The organism is Pseudomonas sp. AM14(2022), assembly GCF_036346455.1.
GTDB lineage: Bacteria > Pseudomonadota > Gammaproteobacteria > Pseudomonadales > Pseudomonadaceae > Aquipseudomonas > Aquipseudomonas putida_A.
In genome coordinates this window covers 29,618-51,269 of the sequence record NZ_JAOTNY010000019.1, presented here as the reverse complement: position 1 = coordinate 51,269, position 21,652 = coordinate 29,618, and the positions used below count along the sequence as shown (strand labels likewise).

Below are 21,652 nucleotides of genomic sequence, written 5' to 3'. Positions count from 1 at the left end.
TGTTCGACAACATTCTGGTGTTCGAAAACTACCCGGTCGCCCAGGCGCTGAGCCAGGCCGGGCAAGGCCTGCAGTTCGGTGATGTCGGCAACCTGGAGCAGACCCACTACGCCCTGAGCGTGGCGGTCACCCTCGGTCAGCAACTGGCGCTGCACTACAGCTTCGACCGCAGCCAGTTTGCCAGTGAGGTGATCGAAGGCATCAGTGCCCATCTGCTGCAATTGCTTGAGCAGTTTGCCGTGTCGGCCGAGCGCAACCTTGGCGAAATCGCTCTGGCCAGCGCGCAAGAGCATGCCCGCCAGCAAGCCGAAAACCAGCCGCAGCCGTACCCGCTGGACATCGCTGTGCATCAGCGCATTGCTGCGCTGGCGGCCGAGCGCCCGCAGCGCACTGCAGTGATTTTCAACGGTCAGCATTTCAGTTATGGCGAGATCGAGCAGCGTGCCAATCAACTGGCCCACGCGCTGATCGCCCGTGGTGTCGGCGCCGAGACCCGGGTCGGCGTGGCCCTGCCGCGCAGCGAGGCGGTGATCGTCGCGCTGCTGGCGGTGCTCAAGGCCGGCGGTGCCTATGTGCCGCTGGACACCAGTTATCCGCGTGAACGCCTGGCCTATCTGATCGAGGATTCAGGACTGGCGCTGCTGATCAGCGATTCATCGGTGTCGGCGCAATTGCCGGTCGGCGAGTCGGTACCGTTGCTGGAACTGGATCGTCTCGACCTGCGCCAGTTGCCGAGCACGGCGCCACAGGTGACAGTCGATCCGCACAACCTCGCGTACGTGATCTACACCTCCGGTTCCACCGGCAATCCGAAAGGCGTCAGCGTGGCCCACGGCCCACTGGCGATGCATTGCCAGGCCATCGGTCAGCGCTACGAAATGCGCGACAGCGACTGCGAATTCCACTTCATGTCGTTCGCCTTCGACGGCGCCCACGAACGCTGGCTGACCAGCCTGACCCACGGGGCTTCGCTGCTGATTCGTGACGACACATTGTGGACGCCGGAGCAGACCTACAACGCGATGATTGAACACGGCGTGAGCGTGGTCGCGTTCCCGCCGGTGTACCTGCAACAACTGGCCGAACACGCCGAGCGTGTCGGCAACCCGCCGAAAGTGCGGATCTATTGCTTCGGCGGCGATGCGGTGCCAAACGCCAGTTTCGAACGGGTCAAACGCGCGCTCGATCCGGACTACATCATCAACGGCTACGGCCCGACGGAAACCGTGGTCACGCCATTGATCTGGAAGGCTGGCCGTGAAGAGCCATGCGGTGCCGCTTACGCGCCGATCGGCAGCCGGATCGGCGACCGCAGCGCCTATGTGCTCGACGCCGATCTGAACCTGTTGCCACAAGGTATGGCCGGGGAGTTGTACCTCGGTGGCACCGGTTTGGCGCGGGGTTATCTGAACCGTCCGGGGCTGACCGCCGAGCGTTTTGTCGCCGACCCGTTCAGCGCAAATGGCGGCTTGCTCTATCGCACCGGCGACCTGGTGCGCCAGCGTGTCGACGGCACGTTCGACTATCTGGATCGCATCGACAATCAGGTGAAGATTCGCGGTTTCCGTATCGAACTGGGCGAAGTCGAAGCGGCGCTGCAAGCCCTCGACGGCGTGCGTGAAGCGGTGGTCGTGGCGCAGGAAGGCAGCGCCGGCAGTGGCAAGCGTCTGGTGGCTTACGTGGTCGGCGATTCAGCGAGTGCCGAGTTCACCGACGACCTGCGCGCGCAGCTCAAGGCCAGCCTGCCGGCGCACATGGTGCCGGCGTATGTCCTGTGTCTTGAGCGCATGCCGCTGACGCCGAATGGCAAGCTCGATCGCAAGAACCTGCCAAAACCGGACGTCAGCCAACTGCAGCAAACCTATGTCGCCCCCCAGAGCGCGCTGGAGCAGCGACTGGCGGCCATCTGGCAGGACGTACTCAAACTTGAGCAAGTCGGTGTCAGCGACAACTTCTTCGAACTGGGCGGCGATTCGATCATCTCGATTCAAGTGGTCAGCCGGGCACGGCAGGCCGGGATTCGCTTCAGCCCCAAAGACCTGTTCCAGCACCAGACCATTCAGGCCCTCGCTACAGTCGCGCAGACTGGCGAGGCGGTGCAGCCCATCGATCAGCATGCGCAAACCGGCGAAACCGCGCTGCTGCCGATTCATCAGACATTCTTCGCCGAAGCGATTCCCGACCGTCACCACTGGAACCAGTCGGTGATGCTCAAGCCGACGCAGGCACTGGACGCTCAGGTACTGGAGCAAGCGCTGGATGCGTTGGTGGTGCAGCACGACAGCTTGCGTCTGGACTTTGTCGAGCAGGCTGCGGGTTGGTCGGCGCACTACCGCGACGTCGCCACGCAAGCGGGTGAAACCATTCTCTGGCAAGTCGAGGTCGCTGATCTCGCCGCCCTTGAGGCACTGGGCGACAAGGCCCAGCGCAGTCTGCAACTGAGCGGCGGTTCGCTGATCCGCGCGGTGCTGGCGAACCTGGCTGATGGCAGTCAGCGCCTGCTGCTGATCGTCCATCACCTGGTGGTCGATGGCGTGTCGTGGCGGATTCTCTTTGAAGATCTGCAAAAAGCTTATCGCCAGCTCCTCGCAGGTAAGCCTGTGCAATTGCCGGCGAAAACCAGCGCAGTCAAAGCTTGGGCGGCAGCGTTGCAGGACTACGCCACAACGCCTGCGTTGCAGGCCGAACTGGGCTTCTGGCAGCAGCAGTTGCAGGGCGCTTCGGCGGCTTTGCCTTACGACCGGCCGCAGGGTGGTCAGCAACACGATCAGGCACTGACCCTGCGCAGCAAACTGGATCAGACCCTGACCCGTCAGCTGTTGCAGGAAGCTCCGGCGGCCTATCGCACCCAGGTCAACGACCTGTTGCTGACCGCGCTGGCGCGGGTGCTGGTGCGCTGGACCGGTGACGACAATGCGTTGGTGTTGCTTGAGGGGCATGGTCGCGAAGACCTGTTCGAACACATCGATCTGACTCGCACAGTGGGCTGGTTCACCAGCGTATTCCCGGCACGCCTGGCTCCGGCCGCCGAACTCGGCGCCTCGTTCAAGCAGATCAAGGAACAGCTGCGGGCGATTCCCCACAAGGGCATCGGCTTCGGCGCACTCGCGTACCTCGGTGATGAATCGGCGCGTGCCACCCTGCAAGCCTTGCCGGCGCCGCGCCTGACCTTCAACTACCTCGGCCAGTTCGACGGCAGCTTCGACGCTGCCAGCGATGCCCTGTTCGTGCCGACCAGCGAGTCCGGCGGCGCAGAGGTCAATCTGCAAGGGCCGCTGGGCAATCCGCTGGCGCTCAACAGCAAGGTATTCGGCGGTGAGCTGGACCTGAGCTGGACCTACAGCGGCGCGATGTTCGACACCGCCACCATCCAGCGTCTGGCCGACGACTATGTGCAGGAACTGACCACGCTGATCGGCCACTGCTGCGACAGTGCCAACCGTGGCGTGACGCCGTCGGACTTCCCGCTGGCGCAACTGTCGCAAGCGCAACTCGACGCACTGGTGCTGGAGCCGCAAGGCATCGACGACATCTATCCGCTGTCGCCGATGCAGCAGGGCATGCTGTTCCACACCTTGCTCGAACACGGCAATGGCGACTACATCAACCAGATGCGCCTGGACGTCGACGGCGTCGATCCGCAACGCTTCCGCGCGGCGTGGCAGGCAGCGGTGGATGCGCATGACATCCTGCGCAGCGGCTTCTTCTGGCAAGGCGATCTGCCGCAACCGGTGCAAGTGGTGCAACGTCAGGTCGAGGTGCCGTTCAGCGTGCTCGACTGGCACGGCAGGACTGATCTGGAGGCAGCGCTGCAAGCCCTCGCCGATGAGGAGCGCGCCCTGGGTCTGGACCTGAGCTGTGCACCGCTGATGCGCCTGGTGCTGGTGCGCACTGCAGCCGAGCGTTATCACCTGATCTACACCAACCATCACATCCTGATGGACGGCTGGAGCAGCGCGCAGTTGCTCGGCGAAGTGTTGCAGCACTACAGCGGCGAAGCGATCGCCCGTGGCGCGGGTCGTTATCGCGATTACATCGCCTGGCTGCAACGTCAGGATGGCGCGGCGGCGCAAGCCTACTGGCGGGCGACGCTGGGCAATCTGCAGGAACCGACGCGCCTGGCCAATGCCATCGCACGGCCGCAGGCCGGTTTGCCGAGCGTGGGTTACGGCGATCATTACCAGGTGCTGGACGCTGAGCTGAGCCAGCGCCTGGGTGAGTTTGCCCGGGCCGCGAAAGTCACCGTCAACACCGTGGTGCAAGCGGCGTGGCTGCTGCTGTTGCAGCGCTACACCGGCAAGGATTGCGTGGCGTTCGGCGCCACCGTCGCCGGGCGTCCGGCGGATCTGCCGGGGGCCGAAGCGCAGATCGGCCTGTTCATCAACACGCTGCCGGTGATCGCTGCGCCGTCCGCGCAGCAGAGCGTGATCGCCTGGCTGCAAGCGGTGCAGGCGCAGAACCTCGCCTCGCGCGAGTTCGAACACACGCCGCTGGCGGACATTCAGCGCTGGGCCGGGCAGGGCGGTGACGCGCTGTTCGACAGCCTGATGGTGTTCGAGAACTACCCGATCGGCGAAGCACTGGAACGCGGTGCGCCGCAAGGTCTGCGCTTCGGCGCGGTGGCCAATCAGGAGCAGACCAACTATCCGCTGACCCTGCTGGTGAACATGGGCGCGCAACTGTCGGTGCATTTCAGTTATCAGCGCGACAGCTTCGCGGCGGCCAGCGTGGCGCAGTTGGGCGCGCATCTGCAGCGTCTGCTGAGCCAGATGGCGGATGCCGGTGAGCGCACGCTCAGCGAGCTGGACCTGATCGAACACCGCCCGCCGGTGAACAGCGATTTCGTCACCGAGCAGTGCATCCATCAAGCCATCGCCAATCAGGTGGCGGCGACCCCGGATGCCTTGGCGGTGACCTTCGCCCATAAGCAACTGAGCTACGCCGAACTGGATGCCCACGCCAACCGTCTGGCGCATAAATTGGTAGAACTGGGCGTCGGCCCGGAAGTGCGCGTGGGCGTGGCGATGCCGCGTTCCGAGCAGTTGCTGATTGCCTTGCTCGCGGTGCTCAAGGCGGGTGGCGCTTACGTGCCGCTCGACCCGGACTATCCGGCGGATCGCGTGGCTTACATGCTCGAAGACAGCCGGGCGCGGGTGTTGCTCACCGAACAGGCGGTTGCCGCGACCCTGAGCGTGCCGGGCGATACGCAAGTGCTGCTGTTGGATCAGCTGTTGCTGGGCAGCTATTCGGCTGTTGCGCCAAAAACTACGGTGCAACCGGACAACCTCGCCTACGTGATTTACACCTCTGGTTCCACCGGCAAGCCGAAAGGCGTAGTAATTGCCCATCGCAACGTCATGGCGCTGATCGACTGGTCGGCCAAGGTCTACAGCCGTGATGACATACAAGGCGTGCTGGCCTCGACGTCGGTGTGCTTCGACCTGTCGGTCTGGGAGCTGTTTGTCACTCTCGCCAACGGCGGCTCGCTGATCATCGCCCGTAATGCCTTGGAGCTGGCGCAACTGCCGGCCCGTGATCAGGTGCGTCTGATCAACACTGTGCCGTCGGCGATTGCTGCGCTACAGCGTGCCGGGCAGATTCCGCCGAGCGTGCGCATCATCAACCTCGCTGGCGAGCCGCTGAAACAAGCGCTGGTGGAGGCGCTGTATCAGCAGTCGACGGTCGAGCACGTTTACGACCTGTACGGCCCGTCGGAAGACACCACCTATTCGACCTGGACCCGCCGCAGTGCCGGTGGTCAGGCGCGGATCGGGCGTGCGCTCGAGCACAGCGCCAGTCATCTGCTGGATGCCGATCTGCACGCGGTGCCGCAAGGCATTTCAGCCGAGCTGTACCTGTCCGGCGCCGGCATCACGCGCGGTTATCTGGGGCGTGCGGCGATGACCGCCGAGCGCTTCGTGCCGAATCCTTTCGTCGGCAACGGCCAGCGCATGTACCGCACCGGCGACCTGATTCGTCAGCGCGAGGAGGGCGAGCTGGAGTACATGGGCCGCATCGACCATCAGGTGAAAATTCGTGGATTCCGCATCGAACTGGGGGAGATCGAGGCGCGATTGCTCGCGCAACCGGCAGTCAGCGAAGCGGCGGTGCTGGCCGTCGAAAGCGACACCGGCGCGCAACTGGTGGCGTATGTGGTCGCTCCGCAACTGGAGATGCACGACGGGGACGCGCAGCGGCAACTGCGCGAGGGACTAAAGACTGGCCTCAAGTCTTCGTTACCTGACTACATGATTCCCGCGCACCTGCTGTTCCTTGAGCAGTTGCCACTGACCCCCAACGGCAAACTCGACCGCAAGGCCCTGCCGGCGGTCGATGCCAGCCAGATGCAGGCCGCGTATGTCGCGCCGCACAGTGAGCTTGAGCAGCAGGTCGCGGCGATCTGGCAGCAAGTGCTCGAAGTGCAACGCATCGGTCTGAACGATCACTTCTTCGAACTCGGCGGGCACTCGCTGCTGGCGGTCAACGTGGTGTCGCGCATGGCCCTTGAACTGGGCCTGACGCTGACCCCGCAACTGTTATTCCAGCACCCCGTCCTGAGCGATTTTGTCGCTCGACTCGATACAGGAGGCGGGGCAATCAACGAACAGAAACTGAGCAAGCTGGAAGCCCTGCTTGACGATATGGAGGAAGTCTGATGGACAAGAGTGTTGCTTTGAGGGTAGCCAAGCGCTTTATCACTCTGCCGCTGGACAAACGTAAGCTGTACCTGGAAAAGATGCTCGAAGAGGGCGTCTCTCCGGCCAACCTGCCGATCCCGGAAACACGTTCCGGGTTTGCGGCGATTCCTCTGTCGTACGCTCAGGAACGTCAACTGTTCCTCTGGCAAATGGACCCGCACAGCACCGCGTATCACATCCCCAGCGCCTTGCGCCTCAAGGGTCGGCTGGATGTGGCGGCGCTGGAGCGCAGCTTCAACGCGGTGGCGGCGCGCCACGAAAGCTTGCGCACCACTTTCGCCGAACAGGGTGAAAGCTTTTGCCAGGTGATTCATCCACAACTGCCGCTGAGCATCACTCTGACGCTGCTGCCGGAGGGCCTCGATGCTGGCGGTGAAGACGCCGCGATCAAGGCCTTTGTCGAGAGCGAAACCGCACGCCCGTTCAATTTGCAGCAGGGCCCGCTGCTGCGGGTGGCGCTGCTCGAAGTGGCGGAAGACGACCATGTGCTGGTGCTGATCCAGCACCACATCATCTCCGATGGCTGGTCGATCAAAGTCCTGGTCAACGAGTTGATTCAGCATTACGCCGCCGACACCGCCGGGCAGCCGCTGAGCCTGCCGGAACTGGAAGTGCAATACGCCGACTACGCGATCTGGCAGCGCCACTGGCTGGAAGCGGGCGAGCGCGAGCGCCAGTTGGCCTACTGGGTCAAGACCCTGGGCGGCGAGCAGTCGGTGCTGGAGCTGCCGATCGATTTCCCGCGTCCGGCCGTGCAAAGCCTGCGCGGTGCGCGGCTGGAACTGAACCTGCCGGCTGACCTCGGTGACGCCCTCAAACAGCTGGCGCAGCGCGAAGGTGCGAGCCTGTTCATGCTGCTGCTGGCGTCGTTCCAGGCGTTGTTGCATCGCTACAGCGGTCAGGCGCAGATTCGCGTCGGGGTGCCGACCGCCAACCGCAACCGGGTCGAGACCGAAGGCCTGATCGGCTTCTTCGTCAACACGCAGGTGCTGAATGCCGAGGTCAGCGGGCAGTTGCCGTTCAACCAGTTGCTGGCTCAGGTCAAGCAGGCGGCGATGGATGCGCAGGCGCATCAGGACCTGCCGTTCGAGCAACTGATCGAAGCCCTGCAACCGGAGCGCAGCCTGAGCCACAGCCCGGTGTTCCAGGTGATGTTCAACCACCAGACCAGCCGTGATCAGGGCCGCAGCGCGGCGCAGTTGCCGCAGCTGAGTGTCGAGGATGTGCAGTGGGAAGGGCGCACCGCGCAGTTCGACCTGACGCTGAATACCTACGAGTCCAGCGACGGCTTTGCCGCCGAGCTGACCTACGCCACCGATCTGTTCAAAGCTGAAACCGTCGAGCGTCTGGCACGTCATTGGCAGAACCTGCTGCGCGGTATCGTCGCCGCACCGAGCCAGCGCGTCGGCGAATTGCCGTTGCTGGAAAGCGCCGAGCACGGCGTGTTGTTGCAGGACTGGTTGCGCAGCGCCGACCGCAGCGCGCAAGCCGAATGCGTGCAGCAGGATTTCTCCCGGCGTGCGCAGCAAACGCCGCAGGCCACTGCACTGATCATCGGCGAAGACATGCTGAGCTACGGCGAGCTGGATGCCCGCTCGAGTCAACTGGCGCACAAGCTGATCGAGGCCGGCGTCGGCCCGGATCAACTGGTCGGCATCGCCGTCGAGCGCAGCGTGGAAATGCTCGTCGGCCTGCTGGCGATCCTCAAGGCTGGCGGTGCTTATGTGCCGCTGGATCCGGCGTATCCGGAGGATCGTCTGGCCTACATGATCGAGGACAGCGGCCTGCAATTGCTGCTGATTCAAAGCCATTTGCAGACGCAGCTGCCGATCCCGCCGGGCGTGCAAGCGCTGTTGCTGGATCAGCCACGCGAGTGGCTGGCGGCTTATCCACAGACCGCGCCGGACGTGGCAGTCAATGGCGAGCATCTGGCCTACACGATCTACACCTCCGGTTCCACCGGCAAACCGAAAGGCGTGATGGTGCGCCACGCGGCGCTGAGCAACTTTGTCGCGAGCATGATCAAGCAGCCGGGCATCTGTGCCGCCGATCGCATGCTGTCGCTGACCACCTTTTCGTTCGATATTTTCGGCCTGGAAATCTACGGCCCATTGCTGGCCGGCGCCTGTGTGGTGCTGACCGGCAAGGACGTGCATCAAGACCCGCAAGCGGTGCTCGAACTGATCGAGCGTCATGGCGTGACGGCGCTGCAAGCCACGCCCTCGACCTGGCGCATGCTGCTGGACAATGAACAGGCGCCAATCCTGGCGGGCCGCACGTTCCTCTGTGGCGGTGAAGCGCTGTCGCAGGAGCTGGCGCAACGCATGCTCGCACTGACGCCGAGCGTGTGGAACCTCTACGGCCCGACCGAAACCACTATCTGGTCGGCGCAGCACGCCTTGAGTGCGGACAGCAGCCGTCCATTCCTCGGCACACCGATCGACAACACCGCGTTGTACATCCTCGGCAGCGACCTTGAGCTCAATCCGCTCGGCGCCCCGGGGGAATTGCTGATCGGCGGCGACGGCCTCGCTCGTGGTTACTTCCAGCGCCCGAGCCTGACCGCCGAACGTTTTGTCCCCGATCCCTTTTCGAAAATCGGCGGGCGTCTGTACCGCACCGGCGACCTGACCCGTTACCGCGCCGAGGGCGTGATCGAGTACATCGGGCGGATCGACCACCAGGTGAAAATCCGTGGTTTCCGGATTGAACTCGGCGAGATCGAAGCGCGTTTGCTCGCCCTCGATAGCGTGCGCGAAACCGTGGTAGTCGCTCAGGATGGCCCGACCGGCCCGCAACTGGTCGGCTATGTGGTGCCAGCCGCCAGCGCTTTTGATGAAGGCGAACTGCGCGCCGCATTGAAAGCCAGTCTCAAGGCCGAGCTGCCGGAATACATGGTGCCGGCGCACCTGCTGTTCCTCGCGCAACTGCCGCTGACGCCGAACGGCAAAGTCGACCGCAAAGCCTTGCCGGCGCCCGATGCCAGCCAACTGCAATCGACTTACATCGCCCCGCAAACCGCCACTCAGCACAGCGTCGCCGAGATCTGGCAGGCGGTGCTCAAGCTCGATCGCGTAGGCCTGAGTGACAATTTCTTTGAACTGGGCGGCCACTCGTTGCTGGTCACGCAGGTGGTCTCGCGCGTCCGTCAGGCGCTGAACGTTCAAGTGCCGCTGCGCACGTTGTTCGAACACAGCACGCTGGAAGACTTCGTCGCCGCGCTGGGTGTCGATCAGGCGCATCGGGAGCCGCCGATTGTTGCCTTGCCACGCCAGCAACCGCTGGCGCTGTCCTATGCCCAGGAGCGTCAATGGTTCCTCTGGCAACTGGAACCGACCAGCACCGCTTATCACGTGCCGGCGGCGCTGCGTCTGCGCGGTGAACTGGATCTGCCGGCGTTGCAGCGCAGCTTCGACGCGCTGATCGAGCGCCATGAATCCCTGCGCACCTGCTTCGTCGAACAGCAGGGCCAGACCCTGCAAGTGATCCAGGCTCACGGCACGCTCGATCTGCAGGTGCAGGACGTGGCAGCGGAGCTCGACGAGGCGGCGCTGCAAGCGCTGGTCGCCGCCGAAACCCTGCACCTGTTCAATCTGCAGCAAGGCCCGTTGCTGCGGGTCAAACTGCTGCGTCTGGCCGCCGATGACCACGCACTGGTCATCACCCTGCATCACATCGTCGCCGATGGCTGGTCGATGAATGTCATGGTCGATGAGCTGGTGGCGTTGTATGCCGCCTACAGCCAGGGCCAGAACGTGCAATTGCCGGCGCTGCCGGTGCAATACGCCGACTACGCCGTGTGGCAGAAACAGTGGATGGACGCCGGTGAACGCGAGCGTCAATTGAGCTACTGGACCGCACAACTCGGCGATGGTGATCAACCGCTGCTGGAGTTGCCGACCGACCGTCCGCGTCCAGCCGAGCAGAGCTATCGTGGCGCCCGTCGCGATATCCCGCTGAGCCTCGAACTGGCCACCGCGCTCAAGCAACTGGCGCAGCGCGAGAACGTCACGCTGTTTGCGCTGTTGCTGGCGTCGTTCCAGACCTTGCTGCATCGCTACAGCGGTCAGGCCGATATCCGCGTCGGAGTGCCGGTGGCCAACCGCAACCGGGTCGAGACCGAAGGCCTGATCGGTTTCTTCGTCAACACCCAGGTACTCAAGGCCGAGTTCGACAGTCAGCAGACGTTCCGCAGCCTGCTGCAGCAAGTGAAAAATACCGTGCTCGGTGCGCAGGCGCATCAGGATCTGCCGTTCGAGCAACTGGTCGACGCGCTGCAACCGGAGCGCAGCCTCAGCCACAGCCCATTGTTCCAGGTGATGCACAACCACCAGAGCCAGGTGCGCCAGGCGCAGGGCGCCACGCGTTTGCCGAAACTGGCGATTGAAGGCTTGCCTTGGGCGTCCAGTACTGCGCAGTTCGACTTGACCCTGAACACCTTTGAATCGAGCGACAACGTCTGGGCCGAGCTGACGTACGCCACCGACCTGTTCGACGTCGAGACCATCGAACGCCTGGCGCAACACTGGACCCATCTGCTGCAAGGCATCGTTGCCGACAGCGCTCAGCGCATCGCCGAACTGCCGCTGCATGACGCCGCCGAACGCGCGGCGACCTTGCAGCAGTGGAACCCGGCCATCCGCGATTTCCCGAGCGAGCAGTGCCTGCATCAACGGATCGAACAACAAGCCGCCCGCGCCCCGCAAGCGATTGCCGTGAGCTGTGCCGGGCAGTCCCTGAGCTACGGCGAACTGAACAGTCGCGCCAACCAGTTGGCCCACAAGCTGATTGCCAGCGGTGTCGGCCCGGACGTGCGCGTCGGTCTGGCGGCGGAGCGCAGCCTCGACATGCTGGTCGGCCTGCTGGCGATTCTCAAGGCCGGCGGTGCCTATGTGCCGCTGGACCCGACGTATCCGGAGGAACGCCTGAGCTACATGATCGGCGACAGCGGCATCGCCTTGCTGCTGACCCAGAGTCATCTGCTGGGGCGTCTGCCAGTACCCGATTCGCTGCGCAGCCTGATGCTCGATCAGGAGCGTGATGGTCTGGAAGGCTACGGCGACAGCAATCCGCAGGTACGCATGAGCCCGGACAACCTGGCTTACGTGATCTACACCTCCGGTTCCACCGGTCAGCCGAAGGGCACATTGCTGGCCCATCGCAACGTGCTGCGCCTGTTCGAGGCCACCGATGCGTGGTTCGATTTTGGCGCCACGGATGTCTGGAGCCTGTTCCATTCCTACGCCTTCGACTTCTCGGTGTGGGAGATTTTCGGGGCGCTGCTGTACGGCGGCAAACTGCTGGTGGTGCCTTACGAGGTCAGCCGCTCGCCGGAAGATTTCTTCGCCTTGCTTTGCCGCGAAGGCGTCACCGTGCTCAACCAGACGCCGTCGGCGTTCAAGCAATTGATGCAAGTGGCCTGCGCCCCGCAGCACGCGGCGCAAGCACTGGCGCTGCGTTACGTGGTGTTCGGCGGCGAGGCGCTGGAGGTCAAGAGCCTGCGTCCGTGGTTCGAGCGTTTCGGCGATCAGGCACCGCAACTGATCAACATGTACGGCATCACCGAAACCACCGTGCACGTGACCTATCGGCCGATTTCGCTGGCCGACTTGCAGCGTGATGCCAGCAGTCCGATCGGCGAACCGATTCCCGATCTGTCCTGGTACTTGCTCGACGGTGATCTGAATCCGGTCGCCAAAGGTTGCATCGGTGAGCTGTACGTCGGTCGTGCCGGCCTGGCTCGCGGTTACCTGAACCGTGCGGATCTGACCAGCCTGCGCTTCATTCCCGACCCGTTCGCCGCCGATGGCGGGCGTCTGTACCGTACCGGTGACCTGGCGCGCTATCGCGCCGACGGTGTGATCGAATACATCGGCCGGATCGACCATCAGGTGAAGATTCGCGGTTTCCGTATCGAACTTGGCGAGATCGAAGCGCAACTGCTGGACCAGGCTGCGGTGCGTCAGGCCGTGGTGCTGGCGCAGCCGGGCCTCAGTGGTCAGCAACTGGTGGCGTATCTGGTGCCAGGCGACGCCGCGCTACTCGACGCGAGCCCGGCCGAACAGGCGCTGTGGCGCGACAGCGTGCGCGCCGAACTCAAGGCCAATCTGCCGGATCACATGGTCCCGGCGCACCTGTTGCTGCTGGCGCAATTGCCGTTGACCGCCAACGGCAAACTCAATCGCAACGCCTTGCCGTCACCGGACGCCAGCCAGGCGCAGCAGACCTATCAGGCGCCGCAAAGCGCGATGGAACAGGGTCTGGCCGCGATCTGGCAAGACGTACTGAAGCTGCCGCAAGTCGGCATCAACGACAACTTCTTCGAATTGGGCGGCGACTCGATCATCTCGATTCAGGTGGTCAGCCGCGCCCGTCAGGCCGGCATTCGCCTCAATCCCAAAGACCTGTTCCAGCACCAGACCGTGCAGCGTCTGGCGCTGGTCGCGCAGTGGGGCGGCGACGAGTCGACGATTGATCAGCAAGCCGCGAGCGGTGCAGCGTTGCTGCTGCCGATCCAGCAGCAGTTCTTCGCCGACGAGATTCCGCAGCGTCATCACTGGAACCAGTCGGTGCTGCTGCAGCCGCGGCAGGCGCTGGACGCTGAAAAACTCGAGCAAGTGTTGCGCGCACTGGTGGCTCATCACGATGCCTTACGCCTGAGCTTCACCCAGCGCGATGGCGTGTGGCAGGCCGAGCACCGCGCGGTCGAAGCGCTGCCGCAGCACCTGCTCTGGCAGGAGGACGTGGCCGATGCCGCTGCCCTTGAGGCCTTGGGTAATCGCGCCCAGCGCAGTCTCGATCTGCAACACGGGCCGTTGCTGCGTGCGGTACTGGCGAATCTGGCCGATGGCACGCAGCGTTTGCAGTTGGTGATTCATCACCTGGCGGTGGACGGCGTGTCGTGGCGGATTCTGCTGGAAGACCTGCAAAACGCTTATCAGCAATTGCTGAATGATCAGCCGTTGAGCCTGCCGTCCCGGACCAGCGCCTTCAAGGACTGGGGCGAGCATTTGCAGCGTTACGCCAACAGCCCGGCGTTGCAGGCCGAACTGGATTATTGGCAGGCCTGCCTGAGCGATGTAAGTACCGATCTGCCGTGCAAACGCGTTGACGCCAGCCAGGACAATCGTCTGGCCCAGACCGTGCAGACCCGGCTCGGCGCCGAGCTGACCCGCCAACTGCTGCAAGAGGCCCCGGCGGCGTACCGCACCCAGGTCAACGATCTGTTGCTGACGGCGCTGGCGCGGGTCATCGGCCGTTGGAGCGGGCAGGCGTCGACGCTGATCCAGCTCGAAGGCCATGGCCGCGAAGAACTGTTCGACGGTGTCGATCTGACCCGCACGGTGGGCTGGTTCACCAGCCTGTTCCCGGTGCGCCTGACGCCGGCAGAGACGCTTGGCGAGTCGATCAAGCAGATCAAGGAACAACTGCGCTCGATCCCCAACAAGGGCATCGGTTTCGGCGCCTTGCGTTACCTCGGTGATGCCCGCGCGCAACAGAGCCTGCAGGCCTTGCCGAGCCCGCGCATCACCTTCAACTACCTCGGGCAGTTCGACGGCAGTTTCGCCGGCGATGACGCTGCGCTGTTCGTGCCGTCGCCGGACAACGCCGGCCTCGATCAGAGCCCGGAGGCGCCGCTGGGCAACTGGTTGACCCTCAACGGTCAAGTGTATGGCGGCGAGCTGCGGGTGGGCTGGACGTTCAGCAGCGAGCGTTTCGACGGCGCGGTGATCGAAGCCCTTGCGGAAGATTACGCCGCAGAACTCGCAGCGTTGATCGGCCATTGCCTGACCCCGGGCGTCGAAGGTCTGACCCCGTCGGACTTCCCGTTGGCTGGCCTGACGCAGGCGCAGCTCGATCAGTTCCCGCTGGCGCCACGCCAGGTCGCCGATGTGTATCCGCTGTCGGCGATGCAGCAGGGCATGTTGTTCCACAGCCTCTACGAGCAGGCCACCGGCGATTACATCAACCAGGTCCGGCTCGATGTCGAAGGCCTCGATCCGCAACGCTTTCAGCAGGCCTGGCAAGCGGCGGTGGACAACCACGACATCCTGCGCAGCAGCTTTGTCTGGCAGGGTGAACTGGCGCGTCCAGTGCAGGTGGTGCACAAGCAACTGGACATGCCGTTCCGCGTCCTCGACTGGCGTGATCGCGACGATTGCCACAGCGATCTGAATGCGCTGGCCGCAGCCGAACAGGCGCAAGGTTTCGACTTGAGCCAGGGGCCGCTGTTGCGCATGGTCGTGGTGCGGCTGGACGAGCAGCGCTGCCACTTGATCTACACCAACCACCACATCCTGATGGACGGCTGGAGCAACTCGCAATTGCTTGGTGAAGTCCTGCAGCGCTACAGCGGGGTTGCCCAGCCGCCACTGGCCGGACGTTATCGCGATTACATCGAATGGCTGCAGCGCCAAGACGTGCAGGCCAGCGAGCGTTACTGGACCGCGCAACTGGCTGACCTGCAAGCGCCGACCTTGCTCGCGCAAGCGTTGCAGGCGCAGCGCGGCGATGCACCGCGCGACGGCCACGGCGAGCATTTCTGCGTGCTCGACGCTGAGCAAACGCGGCGTCTGGGCGAGTTCGCGCGCCAGCAGAAAGTCACCCTCAACACGCTGATTCAGGCAGCATGGCTGCTGCTGTTGCAGCGCCTGACCGGCCAGCCGTGTGTGGCGTTCGGCGCGACGGTGGCGGGGCGCCCGGCCGAGCTCAAAGGGGTCGAGCAGCAGATCGGCCTGTTCATCAACACCTTGCCGGTCATCGCCAGCCCGCAGTCGCCATCGAGCGTTGGCGAATGGTTGCAGAGCGTGCAGGCGCAGAACCTGGCCTTGCGTGAGCATGAGCACACGCCGCTGTTCGACATTCAGCGTTGGGCCGAGCGCAACGGTGAGGCGCTGTTCGACAACATTCTGGTGTTCGAGAACTACCCGGTGTCCGAGGCCCTGGCGCAGGGCGCACCGCAAGAACTGCGCTTCGGTGAAATCCACAATCATGAGCAGACCAACTACCCGCTGACGCTGCTGGTGCACTTGAGCGACGAATTGTCGATGCACTTCAGCTACCAGTGCGAAAGCTTTGCCGCGCACAGCGTGGTGCAACTGGCCGGGTATCTGCAGCGCTTGCTCGGGCAAATGAGCGAGTCGGGGGAGCGTTCGCTCAGTGAGCTGAACCTGATCGAGCACAGCCCGCAAGTGAACAGCGATTTCGTTACTGAGCAGTGCATCCATCAAGCCATCGCCCGTCAGGTAGCGGCGATCCCGGATGCCTTGGCGGTAACCTTCGCCCATAAGCAACTGACCTACGCCGAACTGGATGCCCAGGCCAACCGTCTGGCGCACAAACTGGTCGAGCTGGGTGTCGGCCCGGAAGTGCGCGTGGGCGTGGCCATGCCGCGTTCCGAGCAGTTGCTGATTGCCTTGCTCGCGGTGCTCAAGGCCGGTGGCGCCTATGTGCCGCTGGACCCGGATTACCCGGCGGATCGCGTTGCCTACATGCTGGAGGACAGCCGGGCGCGGGTGTTGCTGACCGAACAGGCGGTTGCCTTGACCCTGAGCGTGCCGGGCGATACGCAAGTGCTGCTGATGGATCAGGTTTCGTTGAGCGGTTATTCGACTGTTGCGCCACAGACTGCGGTGCAACCGGACAACCTCGCCTACGTGATTTACACCTCCGGTTCCACCGGCAAACCGAAAGGCGTGGCGATTGCCCATCGCAACGTCATGGCGCTGATCGACTGGTCGGCCAAGGTCTACAGCCGCGACGACATTCAAGGCGTACTGGCCTCGACCTCGGTGTGCTTCGACCTGTCGGTGTGGGAGCTGTTTGTCACGCTGGCCAACGGTGGTTCGCTGATCATCGCGCGTAATGCCTTGGAGCTGGCGCAACTGCCGGCCCGTGATCAGGTGCGCCTGATCAACACTGTGCCGTCGGCGATTGCTGCGCTACAGCGTGCCGGGCAGATTCCGCCGAGCGTGCGCATCATCAACCTGGCGGGTGAACCGCTGAAACAAGCGCTGGTGGAGGCGCTGTATCAGCAGTCGACGGTCGAGCACGTCTACGACCTGTACGGCCCGTCGGAAGACACCACCTATTCGACCTGGACCCGCCGCAGTGCCGGTGGTCAGGCGCGGATTGGTCGTGCGCTCGATCACAGTGCCAGCCATCTGTTGGATGCCGATTTGCACGCGGTTCCGCAGGGTGTTTCGGCCGAGCTGTACGTGTCCGGCGCAGGCATCACGCGCGGTTATCTGGGGCGTGCGGCGATGACCGCTGAGCGCTTCGTGCCGAATCCTTTCGTCGGCAACGGCGAGCGCATGTACCGCACCGGCGACCTGATTCGTGAGCGTGAAGCGGGCGAGCTGGAGTACATGGGCCGGATCGACCATCAGGTGAAAATTCGCGGCTTGCGTATCGAGCTGGGCGAAATTGAAGCGCGTCTGCTGGCGCATGCCGCCGTGCGTGAAGCGGTGGTCGTGGCCAGCGAAGTGTCGAGCAGTCAGCAACTGATTGCCTATCTGGTGCCGAGCGATCCGGCGATCATCGACGCCAACGCCGAGCAACAGGCCGCACTGCAGAAAACCCTCGGCAACTGGCTGGGCGCGACCTTGCCGGATTACATGGTGCCGAGCCACCGCCTGTGGCTGGCGCAGCTGCCGCTGACCCCCAACGGCAAGATCGATCGCAAGCGCCTGCCAGCACTGGAGCTCAGCGCCGCGCAGCTGCATGTCGAACCGGTGAACGCCACCGAGCAGGCGTTGGTGGAGATCTGGAAAGAGGTGCTGGGCCTTGAGCAGGTCAGCACCCACGACAGTTTCTTTGCCTTGGGCGGCGACTCGATCATCTCGATTCAGGTGGTCAGTCGCGCCCGTCAGCAAGGGCTGGAGCTGAGCCCGAAAGACCTGTTCCAGCAACCGACCATTCAACAATTGGCCCTGTGCGTGCAGGCTGCCGAAGGGCGTGTGGCGCCGGAGCCGGCGCTGATCGACCTGCCGCTGCACGGCTTGAGCGAGGCGCAGGTGGCGCAACTGCCACTGCCGGCCGGGCAACTGGACGGGCTCTATCGCTTGTCGCCAATGCAGCAGGGCATGCTGTTCCTTGGCCTGAATTCGCCGGAAGCGGATCTCTACGTCAACCAGTTGAGCGTTCCGGTGCAGGGCCTTGAGCCGCTGCGTCTGCAAGCCGCGTGGGAAACCGTCAGCCGTCGCCACGACATTCTGCGCACCGGTTTCCTCTGGCAGGATATGGCCGAGCCGCTGCAATTTGTGCTCGCCGATCCGCAGTTGCCGTTCAGTCTGCTCGACTGGCGTGAGCAGGATCATTGCGCCGAGGCCTTGCAAGGCCTGGCGGATGCCGAGCGGGCCAAGGGCTTCGACCTTGACCAGCCACCGCTGCAACGGCTGACGCTGGTGCAAGTCGGCGAGCACAGCTATCAACTGATCTGGACCTACCATCACATTCTGATCGACGGCTGGAGCAGTTCGCAATTGATCGGTGAAGTGCTGAGCCAGTATTCCCGACGACCACTGGCCGACGCGGTGCCGTATCGCGGTTACATCAACTGGCTGCAACAGCAGGACGCGAACGCCAGCGAAGGTTTCTGGCGTCAGCACCTGAGCCTGCTCGACGAACCGACCTATCTGGCGGACGCGGTGACGCGTACCGGCAGCGGTCGCGGTCACCAGGCGCTGTACAGCCGTCTGGGCGAGGCCCGCACCGAGCAGTTGAAAGCCTTTGCCCAGTCGCAGCAGGTCACCCTCAACACCTTGGTGCAGGGCGCGTGGCTGGTGCTGCTCAGCCGGTACAGCGGCCAGCGTTGCGTGGCGTTCGGCGCCACGGTGGCGGGGCGTCCGGCGAGTCTGCCGGCGTCGGAATCGATCCTCGGCCTGTTCATCAACACCTTGCCGGTGATCAAGGACGTACCGGCCGAGCAGGCCGTGGGCGCCTGGTTGCGCGAGTTGCAGGACTTCAACCTGGAGATGCGCGAGCGCGAATACACGCCGCTGACCGACGTCCAGCGTTGGGGCGGGCGTGCCGGGCAGTCGCTGTTCGACAGCATCATCGTGTTCGAAAACCACCCGATCGATCAGGCGCTGCGCGAGTGGCGCGATGATTCGCTGAAGTTTGGCGAGATCAATAACTCGGGCCTGACCAACTTCCCGATGGACCTGATGGTCACCCTCGAAGACGGGCTGGTGATCGAGTACATGTTCCTGCGCGAACATTTTGATCTGGCGACCGTGGAAGGCATCCGCAGCAACATGGAAGGCCTGCTCACCGCACTGGTTCAGGACGCCGGGCAGGCGCTGGGACGCATCGGTCTGCCGACCGGGCAAGTCGCGCCCGCGCCGGACGTTGTCGCGCAAGCGCAGACCACGCTGGTGCACCAGCGCATTGCCGGGTGGGCCGCGCAGCGTGCCGAACAAACCGCAGTGATCTTCAATGAGCAAGCCTTCAGCTACGGCCAGATCGAAGCGCGGGCCAATCGTCTGGCGCATGCGCTGATCGCCGAAGGTGTCGGTCCGGAAGTGCGGGTCGGTGTGGCCCTGCCACGCAGCGAAAACATGATTGTCGCGCTGTTGGCGGTGCTCAAGGCCGGTGGCGCCTATGTTCCGCTGGACGCGACCTATCCGCGCGAGCGCTTGAGTTATCTGATGCACGATTCGGGCATCGCCTTGCTGCTCAGCGATTCGAGTCTGCGTCAGGTGCTGCCGACCCAGGCCAACCTGCATGTGCTGGAACTCGATCAACTGGACCTGCGCACTCAGCCGGATTCGGCGCCGCAGGTCGCGGTGCAGCCGGGCAACCTGGCCTACGTGATCTACACCTCCGGCTCCACCGGTCAGCCGAAAGGTGTCGGCGTGGCGCACGGGCCGCTGGCGATGCACTGCCAGGCGATCGGTCAGCGTTACGAAATGAGCGCGGCCGATTGCGAGTTGCACTTCATGTCATTCGCCTTCGACGGCGCGCATGAACGCTGGCTGACCACCCTGACGCACGGCGCGCGTTTGCTGATTCGTGACGACAGCCTGTGGACTGCGGAACAGACCTACGACGCCCTGCATCAGCACGGCGTGACCGTGGCCGCGTTCCCGCCGGTGTACCTGCAGCAACTGGCCGAACACGCTGAGCAGCACGGCAATCCGCCGCCGGTACGGATCTACTGCTTCGGCGGGGACGCGGTGCCGGTGGCGAGTTTCGAACTGGCCAAACGCGCACTGCAACCGCAGTACATCATCAACGGCTATGGCCCGACCGAGACGGTGGTCACGCCGCTGATCTGGAAGGCCGCGGTCGACGATCAATGCGGCGCGGCCTATGCGCCGATCGGCAGCGTGGTCGGCGAGCGTAGCGGTTATGTGCTCGACAGCGACCTCAACCCGCTGCCGGCCGGCATTGCCGGTGAGTTGTACCTCGGAGGGGCGTTGGCGCGCGGTTATCTGGGGCGTGCCAGTGGCACCGCCGAACGTTTCGTTGCCAACCCGTTCAGTGCCGATGGCAGTCGCCTGTACCGCACTGGCGACCTGGTGCGCCAGCGTGCCGACGGCACCGTCGATTACCTCGGGCGGATCGACCATCAGGTGAAAATCCGTGGTTTCCGCATCGAGCTGGGTGAAATCGAAGCGCGCCTCAAGCAGCAGCCGGGCGTGCGTGACGCCGCCGTGGTGGCCCGCGAAGGTGCCAGCGGCAAACAATTGCTCGGCTATGTGCTGGCCGCTGCCGAGACGCCTGCCGACGGTTTGGGCGAACGTCTGCGCGAGCAGCTCAAGGCCAGCCTGCCGGATTACATGGTGCCGGCACACCTGATGGTGCTTGAGCGCATGCCGCTGACGCCGAACGGCAAGCTCGACCGCAAGGCCCTGCCGAATCCGGACGCTGAACAGCGCCTGGCCTACGTCGAGCCGCGCACCGAGCTGGAAAAAGCCCTGGCGAAGATCTGGCAGGAGGTGCTGAAAATCGAACGGGTCGGGCTCACCGACAACTTCTTCGAACTGGGTGGCGACTCGATCCTCAGCCTGCAAGTGGTTGCCCGCAGCCGTGTGCTCAAGGCTCAGGGCCTGAGCCTGAAACTGCGCGATCTGATGCAGAAACCGAGCATCGGCGAACTGGTAGCGAGTGTTCAGGGCACGGCGGAAAAAGCCTCCGGGTTGCTGGCGATGAACGCCGAGGTCAAGGGCGTGGCGCCGCTGTTCTGCCTGCATGCCGGTTTCGGCACGGTGTTCGACTACGAGCCGCTGGCGCGGCGCCTGAGCGGTCAACGCCAGGTGTTGGCGATTCAGTCGCGGATGCTGCTGGATCCGACGTTCAACGACACATCGTTGCACGAGATGGCGAGTGATTACCTGGCGCAGATTCGTCAGAAACAGCCGCAGGGGCCTTACCACCTGTTGGGCTGGTCGCTGGGCGGTACGCTGGCGATGTTGATCGCCGCGCAACTGGAGCAGGCCGGGCAACAGGTCAAGTTTGTCGGGCTGGTCGACAGCTTCGTGCCGTCGGCGGCGGTCGACGCCGGGGCTGTCGATGACTGGCAAGCCGACCTGCGCGACTTCTTGCAGGTGACGCTGCCGGATGCCACACCGGGCCTGCCCATCGATGGTGAAGAAACGCCGCATAACCTGCGCGCGCTGTTCCAGCGTGCCATGAGCGCCGAGCGCGGGGCGTCGACTTATGTGGCGCTGGGTGCCGAAGAACTGGCGCAGGTGTTCAGCGTGGCGCGCCGGCTCAAGCAGTTGTCGCTCAAGCTTGAGCGCTGTGCGCCGCTGACCGTCAACCCGACGTGCTGGTGGACCTTGGGTCGCGAAGCCGAGGCACTGGAGCTGGCGGCGCAACTCGGCCAGCCGGGCATGGGCGGTGAATGGCTGGATTGCGGGCACTTCCAGATCCCGCGCGATGAAACTTTCCTGTCCGAGGCTGAAGAAATGCTCGGCCAGATCGTTGAATCAGTAGTCATGTCCTGA

2 protein-coding genes (1 of these 2 only partly in view) are annotated in these 21,652 nt (G+C 64.0%); both read left to right on the top strand.

Going from position 1 to position 21,652, the window contains the following annotated elements; translation table 11 throughout:
* Window positions 1-6,656, top strand: the 3' portion of a protein-coding gene (locus V3W27_RS25605) for a non-ribosomal peptide synthetase (protein WP_330207839.1). 5,665 nt of this gene lie to the left of the window's left edge; only the last 6,656 of its 12,321 coding nucleotides appear in the window; its start codon lies off the left edge, out of view; it ends in the stop codon at window positions 6,654-6,656.
* Window positions 6,656-21,652, top strand: a complete 14,997-nt coding sequence (locus V3W27_RS25600) for a non-ribosomal peptide synthase/polyketide synthase (RefSeq protein WP_330207838.1) — start codon at window positions 6,656-6,658, stop codon at window positions 21,650-21,652. Before V3W27_RS25605 ends, V3W27_RS25600 begins: the two co-directional genes overlap by 1 nt.